Origin of the sequence: Streptomyces sp. TRM49041 (genome assembly GCF_008271805.1) — a bacterium.
GTDB lineage: Bacteria > Actinomycetota > Actinomycetes > Streptomycetales > Streptomycetaceae > Streptomyces.
On sequence record NZ_VSRY01000118.1, the window covers coordinates 16,271 to 30,168 of the forward strand.

Sequence of the window (13,898 nt, forward strand, 5' to 3'; positions counted from 1 at the left end):
GACGCCCAGTATGGAGGGTGAGGTGTGATGGCGAAGTGTCCAGCGAAGGTGGCGCCGCGGCTGGAGCTCCGGGACTGCGGGCGGACCTCGCAGGCGGAGCCCCCGGTGCCCTGCGGCCCTCCGCTGCCGACCAGCTGGGGGCTGAGCATGCTCTGGTGTTCGCCGGGGCCGCCCTGGTGGCCGTCTACGTGCCGAGCGACGGCGGCCGGGAGCTGAGACTCGCCGGACCGGCGGGGGAGACCGACGCGCCGCCCGGCTGGCCCACCGGCTATGCCGTGTCCGGACGGTCCGCGGTCGCCGACGCCTTCCGCGGCGGCCGGCCGCTGTGGCTGACCTCCGGAGAGCTGGGCGCCCGCGGGGAGGCCGCACCCGAGAACCTCGCGCCGGACGTCGCGCTGGGCGTGCTGCCGATCGGCGCCGAGGGCCGGGGGCTCGGCTGCCTCGTCGTCGTGGACACCACCGGGAAGGGCTTCGACCCCGACCGGCGCGGCTTCCTGGAGCTGTACGCCGACCAGGTCGCCACGCGGCTTGAAGCCGCCGCCGAGGCGGCGGCCGAAGCAGGCGTGGGAGCGGGCGCCGAACACGGCGGCGTACGGCCGACCGCACCGGGGACGACCGCATCGGGGACGACCGCATCGGGGACGACCGCATCGAGGACGACCGCATCGAGGACGACCGCACCAGCGACGACCGCACCGGGGTCGGCCGAACCGGCCACGGGCGCATCGGCCACGCATGCGCCCACCCCCGGCGGTGCCTCCGCGACGGCCGCTTCGGCCGGCCCCGCCCGGCCCCGACGCATGCCCGGTGACGTACTGGAGCCCGACCGGGTCGGTTCGTTCACCCTCGTCCTGCACACCGGCCGGATCACCGCCGACGAGCGGGTCCTCGAACTGGTCGACATCGACCCGGACGACTTCGACGGCCGCGTGGAGACCCTCCTCGCCCACACCGTCCCGGACGACCTGCCCGCCTTCATGTCCCTGGTCGAGCCGGCCCAGACCGCCGCCGCCAGCCGCGAGCTGGACTTCCGCATCCGCCGCCCCAACGGCGAACTGCGCTGGCTCCGGCTGCGCTCCCGGGTCCTCACCGACTCCGCCGGGCGCGCCGAACGCGTCCTTGGCATCGTCGTCGACGCGTCCTCGCTGCGGCCCGGTGCCGACGAGGTCTCCATGGTGCAGCGGCTCGCGGCCTCGCTGGCGGCCTCGATGACCGCCCGCGACGTCGGCCGGGTCGTCGTCGACGCCCTGCGCGACCCTCTGCTGGGCGCCGACCGGGTGGCGGTCGCGGGACTGGAGGCCGACCGGCTGGTCGTCACCGTCCTGGACCCGCCGGAACCCGCCGCCTGGCCGGAGATCTGGCGCTCGGAATGGCGCTCCGAATGGCCCGACACACCGATCCGCGCCCTGCCCACCCTCGCGGCCGCGCTCCGCGACGTCCGCGTGGGCCTGTGCCCGGCCGGCGCCGAACTCGAACCCGGGCTCGCGGGCGTCGGCCCCGGCGGGCTCGCCGTCCTGCCGCTGCCCGCCGAGGGCCGGGTCATCGGCGCGTGCCTGGTCGGCTGGGACGAGCCGCACGAGTTCGGCGCCGAGGAACGCTCCCTGCTGACGGCCACCGCCGGCCTGGTGGGGCAGGCGTTCCGGCGCGCCCAGGCCTTCGACGCCCAGCACGAGCTCGCCACCACCCTCCAGCGCAGCCTGTTGCCCCGCAGGCTGCCCGACCTCGCCGGCGGAGTGGCCGTCGCCCGCTATCTGCCCGCCATGGCCCGGCTGGAGGTGGGCGGCGACTGGTACGACGTCATCCCGCTCTCGGATAGCCGCGTCGCCCTGGTCATCGGGGACGTACAGGGCCACAGCGCCGGAGCCGCCACGATCATGGGCCAGATCCGGACGGCGATCAGGGCCTACGCGGTGGAGGGCCATCCGCCCGACGTCGTCGTCTCGCACGCCAACCGGCTCCTGGTGGGCATGGAGACCGATCTCTTCGCCACCTGCTGCTACGTCGAACTCGACATGGAGGAGGGCGACGCCTGGATCGTCCGCGCGGGGCACCTCTCCCCGCTGCTGCGCCACCCGGACGGCGGTACGGAGGAGGTCGCCGCCGAAGGCGGCCTGCCACTCGGGGTCTTCGCGGACGCGGACTTTCCCATGACCGCCGTCGGCCTCACCCCCGGCACGGTCCTCGCGCTGCTCACGGACGGCCTCGTCGAGTCGGCGAGCCTCCACCTGGAGGAGGGCATGCGCAGGATGCGCGCGCTGCTGTCCGCCGCCGACCCGACCGACGCCGGACGCCTGGCCGACGAGCTCCTGGGCGACGGGACCCGCCGCGCCGACGACGTGGCGCTGCTGGTCATGCGCTATGACGGCATGAAGGTCCGGCCGATCCGGGCGGGCTGGGCGGTCTGGCGGCTTCCCGACGCCGTGATGCACGCCCGCCGCTTCACCGCCCGCACCCTCCGCAAGTGGAACGTGGCGGAGGAGGCGGACACCGCTCTGCTGGTCGTGTCCGAGCTGGTCACCAACGCCCTCGTCCACACACAGGGCCCCGTACGTCTCGACCTCACCCTGGCCGGCGACCGTCTGCGGATCGCCGTCAGCGACGTGTCGCCGCGGGCCCCCGCCAAGCCCGTGATGGCCGACTGGGAATCGACGGGAGGCCGCGGCCTGTTCCTGGTGGAGGCCCTGTCGACGTCCTGGGGCTCGGTGCCGGTGAGCGGCGGAAAACAGGTGTGGAGCGAGTTCGTCGTCCCGCGCGGCGCCCCCGGACCCGTAGGGCAGCCACAGCCACAGCCACAGCCCCGGCCGGTGGGCCGGTGAGGAGGTGTTCCCCATGAAGCCCCGCAGGCACGGCCGTGGCCGTACCGCCCTCGGCGCGGCGGCCGTGTCTCTCACCGTCGCTCTCGCCGCCTGCGGCACGGCCGACATGGCGCACGAGAACGGCGGTCCGAGCCCCGGGCGCTCGGACCGCACGGACCCCACCCCGACGATCGGTGTGCTGCTCCCCGATACCCATACCCCCCGCTGGGAGACCTTCGACCGACCCCTGATCGAGAAGCGGATCGCCGAGATCTGCCCGGGGTGCGGGGTCGAGTACGCCAATGCCCACGGCGGCGTGGCCCAGCAGAAGCGGCAGATCGAATCCATGATCACCAAAGGGGTCGATGTGCTGATCCTCGACCCGGTCGACTCGCTGGCCCTCAGTTCCTCGATCAGAAGAGCCGACGACGCGGGCATCCCCGTCGTCTCCTACGACCGTCTCGCCGAGGGCCCGATCTCCGGCTATGTCTCCTTCGACGGGGAGGACGTCGGCAGGCTTCAGGCAGAGGGGCTGCTCACCGCGATGGGTGACAAGGCGGACGGCGGCCAGATCGTCATGATGAACGGCGACCCCGCCGACCCGAACTCGGGCTCGTTCGAGAAGGGCGCGCTCTCCGTACTCAAGGGCCGTGTCAAGATCGGCAAGGCGTTCGACACCACCGGTTGGCGGCCGGAGATCGCCAACGTCAACATGTCCGGCGCCATCGCCGCCCTGGGGGCCGAGAACATCGACGGCGTGTACGCGGCGAACGACGGGCTCGCGGCGGGCGTCATCTCCTCCCTCAAGGCCAACTTCGTCGAGCCGTTGCCCCCGGTCACCGGGCAGGACGCCGACCTCGGCGCCATCCAGCGCATCATCAGCGGCGACCAGTACATGACGGTGTACAAGCCGTTCAAACCGCAGGCCGCCGCGGCCGCCGAGATGGCCGTCGCCCTCGGCCGCGGCGACCCGCTCGACACCATCGCCTCGCACGAGGCGAGCAGCGGGACGGTCCAGGGCGTACCGGCCGTCCTGCTCACCCCGATCTCCGTCACCGCGGGCACGGTCCGCGACACCGTCGTCAAGGACGGCATGTACACGATTGACCAGATCTGTACTCCGAAGTACGCGTCGGCGTGCGCGAAGGCAGGACTCACCGTGTAATCGGGCGGAGAGGAGGTGGTTTTCCGTGCCGGTCCCACCCCTGCTGGCACTGCGCGGCGTCCGCAAGCGCTTCGGCGCCGTCGAGGCGCTCGCCGACGTGGAGCTGGACGTCCGGGCCGGTGAGGTCGTCGCTCTGATGGGCGACAACGGTGCGGGGAAGTCCACCCTCGTCAAGGTGATCGCGGGGGTCGGCCCCGCGGACGAAGGTGTCATCGAGTGGGCGGGTCGGCCCGTCAGAGTGAGAAACCCACAGGACGCCCATGCCCTGGGGATCGCGACCGTGTTCCAGGACCTCGCGCTCTGCGACAACCTCGATGTCGTCGGCAATCTCTTCCTGGGCCGGGAACTCCGCAGGGTCGGTCTCCTCGACGAGGCCGAGATGGAGCGTCAGACCCGCGACCTGCTGAGTTCGCTGGCGATCCACGTCCCCAATCTGCGCGCCAAGGTGGCCAGTCTGTCCGGCGGACAGCGGCAGACCGTCGCGATCTCCCGCTCCCTGCTGGGCGAGCCGCGGCTGCTCCTCCTCGACGAACCGACGGCGGCCCTCGGCATCCAGCAGACCAGCCGCTTCCTCGACCTCGTCGAGATGCTCCGCGACCGTGGCCTCGGGGTCCTCCTCATCAGCCACAACATGGGCGACATCAAGGCGGTCGCGGACCGCGTGGCCGTGCTGCACCTCGGCCGCAACAACGGCGTCTTCGATGTGGGCACCACCTCCCAGGAACAGATCATCTCCTCCATCACCGGCGTCACCAGCCACCACCACAGCTCGGCCCGCCGCACCTCCCCTCCGGGGCAGGCGGAGCGGTGAACGGCCTCCGGCGGACTCTCGGGAGCTGGACCGGCGTGCTCAGACAGCGGGTGAGCGGCGGTGAGCTCGGCGCGGTCCCGGTCGTCGTCGGGGTCTTGGTGATCTGGACGGTCTTCCAGATCCTCAACAGCAACTTCCTCTCGCCGCGCAACCTGTCCAACCTCAGCGTGGACATCGTCGGGGCGGGCATGATCGCCGTCGGTATCGTCTTCGTCCTGCTGATCGGCGAGATCGACCTGTCGGTGGGCTCCGTCAGCGGCCTCGCGGCGGCGCTGTTCGCCGTGCTCAACGTGCAGCAGGGTATGGCGGAGTGGCTCGCCGTCGTCATCGCGGTGCTGTGCGGCGCCGCGATCGGCTCCGTGCACGGCTTCTTCGTCGCCCGGCTCGGCACACCCTCCTTCGTCGTCACCCTCGCGGGGCTGCTCGGCTGGAACGGCCTGATGCTGTACGTCCTGGGCACCAGCGGCACCATCAACCTCGAGGACCAGGGGCTCGTCGCCAAGCTGACCAGTTTCTACTTCCACGACGTCGCCGCCGCCTACGGCCTGGCCGCCTTCGGGTCGGTCCTGTACTTCCTCGTCTACTACCAGGGCCGGCGACGCCGTCAGGCCACCGGCATGCCGTACCGGCCGCTCGGGGAGATCGTGCTACGCGCGGGTGTGGTCGCGCTGATGGCGTTCGCCGCCGCGTATGTGCTCAACCAGTTCCAGGGACTGCCCCTCGCCCTGCTCGCCTTCCTCACCGTCGTGGCGGGCCTGGACCTGATCCTGCGCCGCACCCGGTACGGGCGGAGCGTCTACGCGCTCGGCGGTGGCACGGAGGCGGCCCGCCGCGCCGGCATCGACGTGGTGTGGGTGCGTGTCTCCGTGTTCATGGTGTCCGGCACGATGGCCGCGATCGGCGGCCTGTTCCTGGCCTCACGGATCACCTCGGTGAGCCAGACCTCCGGCACGGGCCTGCTGCTGATGAACGCCATCGCCGCGGCCGTCATCGGCGGCACCAGCCTCTTCGGCGGCCGCGGCACGACGTGGTCGGCCCTGCTGGGCATGCTCGTCATCCAGTCGATCGCCTCGGGCATGGCCCTGCTGGGCATCCAGGCCGCCGTCCAGTTCATGATCACCGGCGGGGTGCTGCTCGCGGCCGTGGTGGTCGACACCCTGGCGAGACGCTCGCAGAAGGAACACGGCCGGGCGTGAAACGACCCCCTCAGCGCCCGTGGCGAGGCGACAGCCCCAGCGCGGGGATCTCGATGGCCGGGCACACATTCATGACCATGTCGAGACCGGCCGCCCGCGTCCGCTCGTACGCGTCCTCGTCCACGACCCCGAGCTGGAACCAGACCGCCTTGGCGCCCTTCGCCACGGCCTGGTCCGCGATGTCCCCGGCCAGCTCGCTGTGGACGAAGACATCCACGACGTCCACCGGGAAGGGGATGTCGGCGAGCGTGGTGTACCCCTGCTCCCCGTGCACGGTCTCCGCCTTCGGGTGTACGGGCACGACCCGCTTCCCGAACCGCCGCAGCACCGCGGCCACGCCGTACGCCGCCCGCGTCCGGTTCGTGGACAGGCCGACCACGGCCCAGGTGTCGCCGGACTCGGTGAGGATCCTGCGGATGGTCTCGGTGTCGCCGTACACGTGGGCACTCCTGCCGGGCGGGGGTCGCTTCAGACCGGGAAACCACCGCGTGCGCCCGGGCATTCCCCTTCGGGCGGGGTTTACCCGCATGATAGATAGTGGCACTATCCAGTTATGGGTAGTGCCACTATCCGATCGTGTCGTGGCTCGTCGAGAGGACCGTCATGCCCACCCTTCCCTGGACCACGCCCAATCCCGCACCGCCGCACGCCCCCGCCTACGTCATGGCCTCGCGCTTCGAAGTGCGGTCCCTCAAGGACGTGCCCCGGTTCTTCGTCAAGTCCCTCGCCGCCTGGCGGCAGGTCACCTCCGCGCCCGGCGCCTACGGGGCGTCCCTCGTCGCGCAGCCGCTCAAGCGGACCTTCTACACGCTCTCGGCGTGGCAGGACCGCGAGGCCCTCTACACCTACGCCCGGACCGAACCGCACCGCGGGATCATGAAAGACCTCCGGGCGACCATGCGGGGCTCCACCTTCACCTTCTGGGAGGCCACCGCCGAGGACCTGCCGCTCGCCTGGGACGACGCCCGGCGGCGGCTCGCCGAGCAGGCCGCGCGGGACGGCGACGGCGGCGGTGCCCGGGGCGCGACGGCCGGCGACTAGGGTGGCGGGATGCAGGAGCAGTACCTGACGGTGGCCCGCGAGGGCGTGCACGAGACCGAGATCAACCGGTCGCGCTTCCTCTGCGCGCTCGCCCCCGCGGCGACCGAGCAGGAGGCCCAGGACTTCATCGCCCGTATCCGCAAGGAGCACCCCACCGCCACGCACAACTGCTTCGCGTACGTCATCGGCGCCGACGCCTCCGTCCAGAAGGCCGGCGACGACGGCGAACCCGGCGGCACCGCGGGCGTGCCCATGCTCCAGATGCTCCTGCGGCGCGAGACGCGCTACGTCGTCGCCGTCGTCACCCGCTACTACGGCGGCGTCAAGCTCGGCGCCGGCGGGCTGATCAGGGCGTACGGCGGCGCCGTCGGCGAGGCTCTCGACGCCCTCGGCACCATCACCCGCCGGCGCTACCGCCTCGCCACCGTCACCGTCGACCACCAGCGGGCCGGCAAGCTCCAGAACGACCTGCGCGCCACCGGCAGGACCGTCCGCGACGTACGGTACGCCGACGCCGTCCGGATCGAGATCGGCCTCCCGGACGCCGACGTCGACGCCTTCCGCGGCTGGCTCGCCGACGCGACGGCCGGAACGGCCGGCCTGGAACTCGGCGGCGAGGCGTACGGGGACGGCTGACCGCCACCCCGTCAGCAGATGCGCGGCAACTGCTCGCCCAGCGGCAGATCCACCACCCGCGTGCCGCCCAGGCCCGTGGCGGCCACCACCATCCCCGGGTGCTCCGCGACGCACTCGCCGACGATCGCCGCGCCGGCGCCCAGCGGGTGCGCCCGCATCGCCGCCAGAACCGCGTCCGCGTGCTCACGCGGTACGAACGCGACGAGCCGCCCCTCGTTCGCCACGTACAGCGGATCGAGGCCCAGGAAACCGCATGCCGCCGCCACCGCGTCCGGCACCGGAACGGCACGCTCCGACAGCCGTACGCCCGTGCCGGAGGCCGACGCGATCTCGTTCAGCGCCGCGGCCACCCCGCCCCGGGTCGGGTCCCGCAGCACATGCAGGTCCTTGGTGACGGCCAGCATCGCCTCCACCAGGCCGCCCAGCGCCGCCGTGTCGCTCACCACCTCGCCGCCGAACTCCAGGCCCTCCCGCACACTCAGCACGGCCACGCCGTGCTGGCCGACGGGCCCGCTGACGAGGACGACGTCACCGGGCGCCGCCCGCCGCGGGCGGATGTCGACCCCGTCGGGAATCACGCCCACGCCCGATGTCGTGATGTACACGCCGTCGCCGTGCCCCGACTCCACGACCTTCGTGTCCCCGGTCGCCACGGTCACGCCCGCGGCCGCGGCGGCCGAGCCGATCGCCCGAGCCACCTCCCCGACGACGTCCAGCGCCGTGCCCTCCTCCAGGATGAACGCGCACGACAGATAAGCCGGGCGGGCCCCGCTCATGGCCAGGTCGTTGACCGTCCCGTTGACCGCGAGGTCCCCGATGCAGCCGCCGGGGAAGAACAGCGGCCGCACCACGTACGAGTCCGTCGAGAACGCCAGCCGTGCCCCGCCCAGCGTCACGGCCGCCGAGTCGCCCAGACCCGCCAGCACCTCGTTGCCGTACGCGGGGACGAAGACCTCCGCCACCAGCTCCGCGGAGAGCGCGCCCCCGCCGCCGTGCCCGGAGAGCACCACCCGCTGATCGCGCAGCGGCGCCGGACAGCTCCAGTTCGCGGGGTCGACCGGCCCGGACGTCAGTGTCTCAGCCAACGGGGTTCATCTCCTTCGGTGAACCGAGCCGCCGGTACAGGTGGTAGGCGGCGCACGCGCCCTCGCTCGACACCATCGTGGCGCCCAGCGGCGTACGCGGTGTGCACGCCGTACCGAACGCCTCACACTCCACCGGCTTGATCAGCCCCTGGAGCACCTCGCCGCTGCGGCACGCCGCCGACTCCTCGGTACGGATACCGCCCACGTCGAAGCGGTGCTCGGCGTCGTACTCCCGGAACGCCTCCGACAGCCGCCACCCGCTCGCCGGGATCATGCCGATACCGCGCCACGCCCGGTCCGTGACCTCGAAGACCTCCTCGATCATGTGCAGCGCCGCCGGGTTCCCCTCGTCACGCACCACGCGCGCGTAGGCGTTCTCCACCCGGTGCTCCCCGCGCTCCAGCTGGTGCACGGCCCGGCGGACGCCCTCCAGGATGTCCAGCGGCTCGAAACCCGTCACGACGATCGGGACGCGGTGCCGCCGGGCCAGCTCCGGATACTCGGCCACGCCCATCACGCTGCACACATGGCCCGCCGCCAGGAACCCCTGAACCCGGCACGACGGCGCCGTCATGATGGCCTCCACGGCCGGGGGGACCCGCACGTGCGACACGAGAAGGCCGAAGTTGCGCACCCCGAGCCGCCGCGCCTGATGCACCGCCATGGCGTTGGCGGGCGCGGTCGTCTCGAAGCCGATCCCGAAGAACACCACCTGCCGGTCCGGGTTCTGCCGGGCGACGTCCAGCGCGTCGAGCGGCGAGTACACCACGCGTACGTCACCGCCCGCGCCCTTCACCCGGAACAGGTCCCGGTCGGTGCCCGGCACGCGCAGCATGTCGCCGAACGAACAGAAGATCACCCCCGGCCGGGACGCGATCTCCAGCGCCTTGTCGATCATCTCCAGGGGCGTGACGCAGACCGGGCAGCCGGGGCCGTGGATCAGTTCCACCTGCTCCGGGAGCAGCTGGTCGATCCCGTGCCGGATGATGGAGTGCGTCTGCCCGCCGCACACCTCCATCAGCGCCCAGGGGCGGGTGACGGTGGCATGGATCTCGGCGAGCAGCCTGCGCGCCAGGTCCGGGTCGTTGAACTCGTCGATGTATCTCATGGGGTGGTGCCGCTCTCCTCCGCCGCGGCGCGCTGCCAGGCGTCGCCGAACTCCTCGTCGATCAGGCCCAGTTGCTCGAAGAGCTCCAGGGAAGCCCGCGCCGACTCCTCGTCGAGCCGCTGGAGCGCGAAGCCGACATGGACGATGACGTACTCACCGACCCGGACCTCGGGGACGTACTCCAGGCAGACGTCCTTCCGCACGCCGCCGAAGTCGACCCGGCCCGTGAGCGGACCGTCCCGTTCCTCGATCGCCAGCACTTTGCCGGGCACTGCCAGACACATGGGCCGTCTCCGTTCCTCGCTGTCCACCGGTCCACCGGCTACCGGCCGCCCGTTTCCTCGCGCGCCGCGACGAGAAGCTGACCGAGCGCCAGACCCCCGTCGCCCGGCGGTACCTCGCCGTGCCTGAGCACGGTGAACCCGTCCTGGGCGAGCCGGGCTGCGCACTCCTCCTCCAGCAGCGCGTTGGCGAACACACCGCCCGTCAGCACCACCGTCCCGAGCCCCGTGGCCCGCCGCGCCCGCCCGCACATATCGGCCACGGCCACCGCCAGCCCCCGGTGGAACCGGGCGGCGACCACCCCGGCCGGCGTGCCGCGCCGCACGTCACGGACGACTCCGCCGAGCACCGGCGCAGGGTCCAGCAACAGCGGCCCGCCGCCGCCGGGCGTGCCGACGGCGAAGCCGTACGAGTCCGGGGTGTCCGCCCAGGCGGTCGCCGCCCGCGCCTCCAGCTCCAGGGCCGCCTGCGCCTCGTACCCGGCCCGGTGGCACACCCCCGCCAGCGACGACACCGCGTCGAACAGCCGCCCCGCGCTGGACGTCGCCACACAGGCCGTCCCGCGCTCCAGTTGCCGGTCGAGCAGCGTCAGCTCGGCCGCCGAGCAGGCCACCGCACTCGGCACATCGCGGTCCCAGGGCAGCCGTGCGGCACGCAGCCGGGCCAGCGCCGTACGGCACGGGTTGGCCACGCCGGCGTCGCCGCCCGGCAGCGGCGCGGGCGCGAGATGCGCGAACCGCCGGTAGCCCACGTAGTCGGCGAGCAGGAACTCGCCTCCCCACACGGTGCCGTCCTCGCCGTAGCCGGTGCCGTCGAAGGCGACCCCGATGACCGGCGTCGTACCGTCGAGACCGTGCTCCGCCATGGCCGACGCGATGTGCGCGTGATGGTGCTGCACGAGACGCAGGCGCGGCCCCTCGGCACGGCGGCGCGCCCAGTGCGCCGAGTGGTACGCGGGGTGCAGGTCGGCCACGACGAGCCGGGGCTCGACCCCGGTGAGGTGCCGCAGCCGCCGCTCGTTCCGCGCGAACGCGTCCAGTGTGGCGAGGTCGCCCATGTCGCCGATGTGCGGCGAGAACCACGCGTCCTGCCCCGCGCCGAGGCACAGCGTGTTCTTCAGGTCGCCGCCCACGGCCAGCGCGGACCGCACCGGCACCGGGACCGGCAGGGGCCGCGGGACATATCCGCGGGAGCGCCGCAGCACCAGCTCGGTGCCGTCCGGGCGTACGCGGACCACGGAGTCGTCGCACGGCGCCTCGATCGGCCGGTCGTGCGCCAGCCAGGCGTCCGCGAGCCCGGCCAGCCGCGTCAGCGCCTCGCCGTCGTCCGTCACGATCGGCTCCCCGGACCGGTTCCCACTGGTCATCACCAGCACCTGGGGGCCGGGCGGGTCACCGGGCAGTCCGAACAGCAGCCGGTGCACCGGTGCGTACGGGAGCAGCACCCCCACGTGCGGGCTGCCCGGGCACACCTCCGGCGCGGGCAGCCCGCTGCCCGAACCGGCGCGGCGGCGCAGCAGCACGATCGGGCGGAGCGGGCCGGTCAGCACGGCGTGCTCGGCGGGGGAGACGGCCGCGAACCGGGCGGCCGTCTCCGCGTCGGCGCACATCACCGCGAACGGTTTGCCGCCCCTGGCCTTACGGGCGCGCAGCGCGGCGACGGCACCCGCGTCGGTGGCGTCGCACGCCAGGTGGTAGCCGCCGATGCCCTTGACGGCCAGGATCCCGCCCCGCGCCAGCAGCCGCCGCGCGGCCGCCACGGCGTCGGGGCCCTCGGCCGGGGCGTGGCCCGACCCGGCGGCGGGGACGAGACGGAGCCGGGGGCCGCAGTCGGGACAGGCCACCGGCTGGGCGTGGAACCGCCGGTCGCCCGGGTCCCGGTACTCGGCCGCGCACGCCGCGCACATCGGGAAGCCCGCCATCGTGGTGGTCGCCCGGTCGTACGGCAGAGCGGTGACGATCGTGAAGCGGGGGCCGCAGTTCGTGCAGGTGATGAACGGATGGCGGTGACGGCGGTCGGCCGGGTCGGTGAGCTCGCGCAGACAGGCGTCGCAGGTCGCCGTGTCCGGCGGCAGCGGGGCGGCCCGCCCGCCACCCGGCCCGGAGGGCCGGATGGTGAACCCGCTGTCCGCCCCGCTGTCCGAGCCGCCGTCCGCCTCGCCGGCCGTGGGCAGATCCTCGTACCGTACGGCGGTCAGCCGGGCGAGCGGCGGCAGCCGCTCGCCGAGCCGGTCGCAGAACCGGGCCACGGCCGCCGCGTCGCCCGCCACCTCGATCAGTACGCCCGAGGCGGTGTTGCTCACGTGGCCCACGAGCGCGTGCTCGGTGGCCAGCCGCTGCACATACGGCCGGAATCCGACGCCCTGGACGACCCCCTCCACCGTCACCCGCCGGCGCAGCGTGCCCGGGACCGCCGCCCGCGCCTCGGCCGCCACGTCCGGCCGGGCCGGTGTCACCGCGGGTCCAGGGCCGCCGACAGGTGCGTCTCGCCGTGGCCCGCAAGGACCGGCCGGTGCACCGGCTCACCCGCGCGCACGGCGGTGACCCGGTCGAGGAGCACGTCCACGCCGTCGCCGGTGCGCGCGCAGGAACGTACCGTATCCACGCCCGGGTTGATCCGCTGGACGTGCTCGGCGAACGCCCGCGCGTCGAACCCGGCAGCCTCCGCCAGGTCCGTCTTCGTCACCACCACGAGCTGGGCGGACCCGAACGCCGTGGGGTACTTCAGCGGCTTGTCCTCGCCCTCGGTCACCGCCATCAGCACCACGCGCAGGGCCTCCCCGAGGTCGTACGCGGCCGGGCAGACCAGATTGCCCACGTTCTCGACGAAGAGCACCTCCGTGCCGTCGGGCAGCCAGCCGTCGAGGTGGGCGCGCACCTGCTCCGCCTCCAGGTGGCACAGCCCGCCCGTGAGCAGTTGCTTCACCGGCGCGCCGGAGCGGGCCAGCCGCCGCGCGTCGTTCTCCGTGGCGAGATCCGCCGTGATCGCCGCCACCTTCAGCCCGCGCTCGACGGCCCGGCCCAGTACCCGCGCGAGCAGCTCGGTCTTGCCGCTGCCCGGACTGGACATCAGGTTGACCACCGTCACCCCACGTGCCGTCAGGTCGGCGCGGAGGGCGGCGGCGAGGCCGTCGTTCTTCGCGGTGACGGCGTGCTCGAGGTCGACCGACCGGCACATCATGCGTCTCCTCCTCGGTGTACGCCGGCCGCCGGCCCACCACTCGTGGGCTCGGCGCGGCACGTCCCCGGCTGGACGAGCCCCACTCCGGCGATCTCCAGCTCCCGGCCCGCGAGCAGCTCGGCCGCGCTCGCGCCGCACTCCGGGCAGGTCAGGTCGGGTGGGCTGCCCACCGCGAACGCGCCGTCGCAGCCCGCGCACCGCGCGCGGGCGGCCACGTCCTCGACGACCAGAACGGCGCCCGCGACGGGCGTCCCCTCGGCGGCCAGGTCGAAACAGAACCGCAGCGCGTCGGGCACGACACCCGCGAGGGCCCCGACGCGCAGCCGCACTGACTCGACGCCCTCGGCGCCGTGCTCGCGGACGACGTCCTCGACGGCCTCGACAACAGAGGTGGCGATGGACAGTTCGTGCATGGGGCACGACGCTAGGCACCCGTCCCGCGCCGCACCGGGACGTGCCCGCGCCGGGCCCGGGGATTCCCACGTGTGGAGCAGCGGCCGGCCCTGGTGCCGGCGGCCGGACTCCGCCTTGCGGCCGCACGCACCAGACCCCGCTCACCGGCGCTGAAAAATGCCGCCCGGCCCCGCTGCCGCCGTGAT

Annotated in this window: 13 protein-coding genes; 6 read left to right on the forward strand and 7 right to left on the reverse strand. The window is 73.4% G+C overall.

The genetic code is table 11. The features are described from left to right. Window positions 1-35: 35 nt before the first annotated feature. Genes FVS66_RS13930 through FVS66_RS13945 form a run of 4 tightly spaced genes read left to right on the forward strand, consistent with a single transcriptional unit; the run spans window position 36 to window position 5,967 of the window. Window positions 36-2,816, forward strand: coding sequence for a SpoIIE family protein phosphatase (locus tag FVS66_RS13930; RefSeq protein ID WP_149181507.1), 2,781 nt, complete (start codon window positions 36-38; stop codon window positions 2,814-2,816). A 13-nt stretch (window positions 2,817-2,829) separates the two neighbouring features. Continuing rightward, window positions 2,830-3,960, forward strand: coding sequence for a sugar ABC transporter substrate-binding protein (locus FVS66_RS13935; protein ID WP_149181508.1), 1,131 nt, complete (start codon window positions 2,830-2,832; stop codon window positions 3,958-3,960). A 25-nt stretch (window positions 3,961-3,985) separates the two neighbouring features. Continuing rightward, window positions 3,986-4,771 carry an ATP-binding cassette domain-containing protein gene (locus FVS66_RS13940; protein WP_149181509.1) on the forward strand — a complete coding sequence of 262 codons (786 nt, stop codon included), beginning with the start codon at window positions 3,986-3,988 and terminating at the stop codon, window positions 4,769-4,771. Then, entirely contained in the window at window positions 4,768-5,967 is a 1,200-nt protein-coding gene (locus tag FVS66_RS13945) for an ABC transporter permease subunit (RefSeq protein WP_149181510.1), read from the forward strand. Before FVS66_RS13940 ends, FVS66_RS13945 begins: the two co-directional genes overlap by 4 nt. Before the next feature lie 10 nt (window positions 5,968-5,977). Here the strand turns inward: FVS66_RS13945 and FVS66_RS13950 are convergent, their stop codons facing one another. Continuing rightward, a complete protein-coding gene (locus tag FVS66_RS13950) occupies window positions 5,978-6,406 on the reverse strand; it encodes a CoA-binding protein (RefSeq protein ID WP_149181511.1) in 429 nt (142 codons plus the stop codon). A gap of 164 nt (window positions 6,407-6,570) precedes the next feature. Between FVS66_RS13950 and FVS66_RS13955 the strand changes: the two genes are divergently transcribed. Together FVS66_RS13955 and FVS66_RS13960 are read left to right on the forward strand one after the other, a co-directional pair. After that, window positions 6,571-7,008 (forward strand): DUF3291 domain-containing protein, encoded by a 438-nt coding sequence (locus tag FVS66_RS13955; RefSeq protein WP_149181540.1) that lies wholly within the window; start codon window positions 6,571-6,573, stop codon window positions 7,006-7,008. A 9-nt stretch (window positions 7,009-7,017) separates the two neighbouring features. Then, window positions 7,018-7,644, forward strand: a complete 627-nt coding sequence (locus tag FVS66_RS13960; RefSeq protein ID WP_149181512.1) for a YigZ family protein — start codon at window positions 7,018-7,020, stop codon at window positions 7,642-7,644. An 11-nt stretch (window positions 7,645-7,655) separates the two neighbouring features. Here FVS66_RS13960 and hypE read toward each other — a convergent pair whose 3' ends face one another. From hypE to FVS66_RS13990, 6 genes are read right to left on the reverse strand one after another with little or no spacing between them, the layout of a single operon-like run. Beyond that, window positions 7,656-8,729 (reverse strand): hydrogenase expression/formation protein HypE, encoded by a 1,074-nt coding sequence (gene hypE, locus FVS66_RS13965; RefSeq protein WP_149181513.1) that lies wholly within the window; start codon window positions 8,727-8,729, stop codon window positions 7,656-7,658. Next, a complete protein-coding gene (gene hypD / locus FVS66_RS13970) occupies window positions 8,722-9,837 on the reverse strand; it encodes a hydrogenase formation protein HypD (RefSeq protein WP_149181514.1) in 1,116 nt (371 codons plus the stop codon). The genes hypE and hypD overlap by 8 nt, the downstream gene beginning before the upstream one ends. Continuing rightward, complete coding sequence (locus tag FVS66_RS13975; protein ID WP_149181515.1) at window positions 9,834-10,121, reverse strand: HypC/HybG/HupF family hydrogenase formation chaperone; 288 nt, start codon at window positions 10,119-10,121, stop codon at window positions 9,834-9,836. Before FVS66_RS13975 ends, hypD begins: the two co-directional genes overlap by 4 nt. A gap of 38 nt (window positions 10,122-10,159) precedes the next feature. Continuing rightward, on the reverse strand, window positions 10,160-12,574 hold the full coding sequence (hypF, locus tag FVS66_RS13980) for a carbamoyltransferase HypF (RefSeq protein ID WP_262386988.1): 2,415 nt from the start codon (window positions 12,572-12,574) through the stop codon (window positions 10,160-10,162). Continuing rightward, on the reverse strand, window positions 12,571-13,296 hold the full coding sequence (hypB, locus tag FVS66_RS13985; protein WP_149181541.1) for a hydrogenase nickel incorporation protein HypB: 726 nt from the start codon (window positions 13,294-13,296) through the stop codon (window positions 12,571-12,573). Before hypB ends, hypF begins: the two co-directional genes overlap by 4 nt. Continuing rightward, window positions 13,296-13,712: a hydrogenase maturation nickel metallochaperone HypA gene (locus tag FVS66_RS13990; RefSeq protein ID WP_149181516.1), complete on the reverse strand. Its 417-nt coding sequence runs from the start codon at window positions 13,710-13,712 to the stop codon at window positions 13,296-13,298. The genes hypB and FVS66_RS13990 overlap by 1 nt, the downstream gene beginning before the upstream one ends. Window positions 13,713-13,898 lie beyond the last annotated feature (186 nt).